Origin of the sequence: Pseudomonas sp., from assembly GCF_026224925.1 — a bacterium.
GTDB lineage: Bacteria > Pseudomonadota > Gammaproteobacteria > Pseudomonadales > Pseudomonadaceae > Aquipseudomonas.
Genome location: NZ_JAMFRV010000651.1, coordinates 1 through 3,158, shown reverse-complemented (window position 1 = coordinate 3,158; position 3,158 = coordinate 1). Strand labels below are relative to the sequence as shown.

Here is a 3,158-nt window from a genome sequence, read left to right as displayed (position 1 = left end):
GGTGGCGCTTTCAACATTGCCTCTTGTGTCGAGTCAGAAGACGGCGAAGTTGCTATGGCTATAGGGTACGTCGACTTTTCGTCAGTGGTGAGTGTCACCAATGTCTTGTTCTGGGAGTGGAACAGTGACTCAGTGTCAATTCATCAGGTAGAGGCGCCGCTAGTATTCAACCAAAGTGTATACGCTCACGTGCGTGACAGTATCATGAGGAAGTTGGGGGCGAACGCCATCAGCGCCGTAGAAGACTACGAGATTTAATGAAAACTATAAAATTGTAATCGATCAAGGGTGAGGAGTCGCTGTAATGCCTGGAAAGAAAACACGCTTGGCGATTGCGGGTAATAACCTGGTCTCGTTTTCAGTCGGAATGTCGAACCAGGAGAAAGAGGATGTGTTGGACTTGTTACTGTACGCTGATTTTTTTGCCAGTCAGGCGTATGACCGACGGTTGTTCTGGAAAAACTGGTTGGATTATTACCGCAACAGACTGGTCAGGCATGGCTGTTCGTTAAAAAGTTTGATCGTGAGGGACCCTGTAGTGATTACAGACCCTCACGAGTTGGATCGACTGACCTTTAGCATTGTCGGCAAAGAAGGTTCGGCCGAGCTTGCCAGCATGGTCCAGGCTTCTTTCAGCGCGATGCGAATCAATCAGTACGCTCGGGAGTTTCTTCAGCGGGGTACCGGCGCGGGGCGTGTGGGTAGTTTTCAAATTGTGCCTTGCGAGAGAACCGCCGATGGGGAAATCAGGATTTTCCTGTGTGCATTGCAAGTCAACGCACTTGAAGTAGTCGATGAAGGTTGGTTTTGGAAAACCAGTGTTCGCGACTTGGTGTTTCGCCTGGTGGGCGGCGCTTATGCCTTCAGTAGTGATAGGTATGCACCGTCCCGTAATGAGATACGCAACAAGCTGATTCAGAACTCATCCCGCTTCGTCCAAGATCTTGAGATTTAGGGCACCAAGTACCCTCTGATCCCGGTAAAAATAATCTGCGCCGCTAGTGCGCAAACGAACAGCCCCATCAAGCGGCTGACAATCTGTAAGCCTTGATCGCCCAGAATGTTCTCAATGCGGTTTGACAGGTACAGGACCACGCCGACGGTCAAGCTGGCGAGGGCGATGCTGAGGATTGCGGTGAGCTTGTCGTCCCAATGCGGCTGGCTGACGCCCATGACCAACAAGGCGCCGATGGTACCGGGGCCGACGGTCAGCGGGATGGTCAACGGGACGATGGTGACGTCTTGCTGCACGTTGTCAGTTTGTACCGCTAATTTGCCTTGGGCCATGCCCAACGCCGAGATGAACAGCACACTGCCGGCACCGATACGGAAGGCGTCGACGGTAATGCCGAATACGGAAAAGATTACTCGACCGAACAGGTACAGCAACACGCTGGAAATTAACGTTGCCAGCGCAACTTTCCATGCCAGGCGACGCCGTTCCTTGCTGGAGTACCCGCGAGTGAGGCTGATGAAGCACGACAGGACGAAGAACGGGCTGTAGAGCACCAACATCTTCAGGTAAACGCTGAACAACACGTGAAGCATGGCTTGGGCTCGCGCGGCAGGGAAAGGATGACAGGAAGCATATCAGGCGCGGGCTGTTATCTCGTTGAGGAATATCAATTTCAGGCGCGGCCGAGGCGCCCAAATAGAGGGGCGCGTTTAACTTGTTTCGGAAAACGCTTGGTTTTGTTCCTGCTTGGCCACCCAGTGCTCGATCAGTTCGCGCAGCTGCGACAGCTCCACGGGTTTGGCCATGTGCCCATCCATGCCCGCTTGGCGCGCGCGTTCTTTGTGTTCGCTCAAGATATGCGCGGTCAACGCCACCACGGGAGTTCTGATGCGTTTGTTGGCCATTTCCCAGGCGCGTAGCTGCTGGGTCGCAGAGAACCCATCAAGGATCGGCATTTCGCAGTCCATCAGCACCAGGTCATAGCGCTGCGCTTTCATGGCGCGCAACGCTTCCTCACCATTGCTGGCGGTATCGGGTTGCAGGTTGAGTTTGCCGAGCATGCCGCGAATCACTTTGGTCGAAATACTGTTGTCTTCGGCCACCAGAATCCGGAAACCACCGGGCACATTGATCGGGCTGATCAATGGATTGCTCACCGCGTATGGCGTGCTGGTTGGTGCAACGCCTTTACTGCGTTGGTTGAGTTCATCAGCCAAGGTGGTCTTGAGCGTGTAGCCCGCAACCGGTTTTGCCAGGATGCGTTTGATTCCAGCATTACGCGCAATAATCTTGCTGGGCGCATTGCTGATGCCAGTGAGCATGATCAACAAGATGTCATGATTAAGGCTCGGGTCTTCCTTGATCTTGGCTGCGAGTTGCATGCCAGTCATGCCCGGCATGTTTTGGTCGAGCAACACCACATCGAAGTAATCGCGCAAATGGGCTTTGGTTCGCAGTAACGCCAACGCTTCTTTACCCGACGGCACGGCACTGACATTCAAACCCCATGCGCTGCATTGCTGCACCAGTACCTTGCGACAGGTGTCATTGTCGTCAACCACCAACACCCTGGCGCCCTTGAGCGGGCCGTCGAGATCGGTGGTCGGTTGCTCCAGTCGATCCGGATCCAACGGCAAGGTAAGCCAGAGCGTACTGCCTTGGGCGGCGCCACTTTGAATGCCAAATTCGCCATGCATCAACATGATAAGTTGGCGCGCAATCACTAGGCCCAGGTTGCCGCCCAATTTGGTGGTGGCGAGGAAATTTTTGCTGTGCAATTCGGTATGCAACAGCGTGTCGCGTTCATGCGCCGCCAGGGGTTCACCGCTGTCTTGCACGGCAATGCGCAAACGCGGTTTGCCGCTGCGCGAATCCAGCGCGACGACCAACAGGATTTCGCCTTCGTCGGTTTTCTTCATGGCATTTTCGAGCAGGCTGAGCAGGGTTTGGCGCAGGCGTGTCGGATCGCCGCTGATCACCCGGGGTACTTGTGGCTGAATGAAACTGATGAGCTCGACGTTCTGCTGTTCTGCTTTGGCGCGAAAAATATTCAGGCAGTCTTCGATCAATGCATTGAGGTCGAACTGCACATCGTCCAGTTCGATTTGCCCAGACTCAAGTTTGGTGATGTCGAGAATTTCATTGATCAACGTCAGCAGCTCATTGCCAGCGCTGTGAATGGTCTGCACGTAGTCGCGCTGTT

General features: G+C 54.2%; 3 protein-coding genes and 1 pseudogene. 2 read left to right on the top strand and 2 right to left on the bottom strand.

The features are described from left to right. Together M0974_RS27025 and M0974_RS27020 are read left to right on the top strand one after the other, a co-directional pair. Nucleotides 1-258, top strand: a pseudogene (locus M0974_RS27025) (hypothetical protein); the annotation flags it as partial. 46 nt (nt 259-304) lie between these two features. Continuing rightward, nucleotides 305-955: a hypothetical protein gene (locus M0974_RS27020; protein WP_297844388.1), complete on the top strand. Its 651-nt coding sequence runs from the start codon at nt 305-307 to the stop codon at nt 953-955. Here the strand turns inward: M0974_RS27020 and M0974_RS27015 are convergent. Together M0974_RS27015 and M0974_RS27010 are read right to left on the bottom strand one after the other, a co-directional pair. After that, nucleotides 952-1,548, bottom strand: coding sequence for a MarC family protein (locus M0974_RS27015; protein WP_297844386.1), 597 nt, complete (start codon nt 1,546-1,548; stop codon nt 952-954). The genes M0974_RS27020 and M0974_RS27015 overlap by 4 nt on opposite strands. A gap of 117 nt (nt 1,549-1,665) precedes the next feature. Next, on the bottom strand, nt 1,666-3,158 hold a 1,493-nt coding region (locus tag M0974_RS27010; RefSeq protein ID WP_297844384.1), incomplete at its 5' end, for a response regulator.

What these genes read in the sequence shown, in the direction of transcription:
- M0974_RS27015 (WP_297844386.1), bottom strand. Translation starts at nt 1,548, where the DNA reads ATGCTTCACGTGTTGTTCAGCGTTTACCTGAAGATGTTGGTGCTCTAC.
- M0974_RS27020 (WP_297844388.1), top strand. Translation starts at nt 305, where the DNA reads ATGCCTGGAAAGAAAACACGCTTGGCGATTGCGGGTAATAACCTGGTC.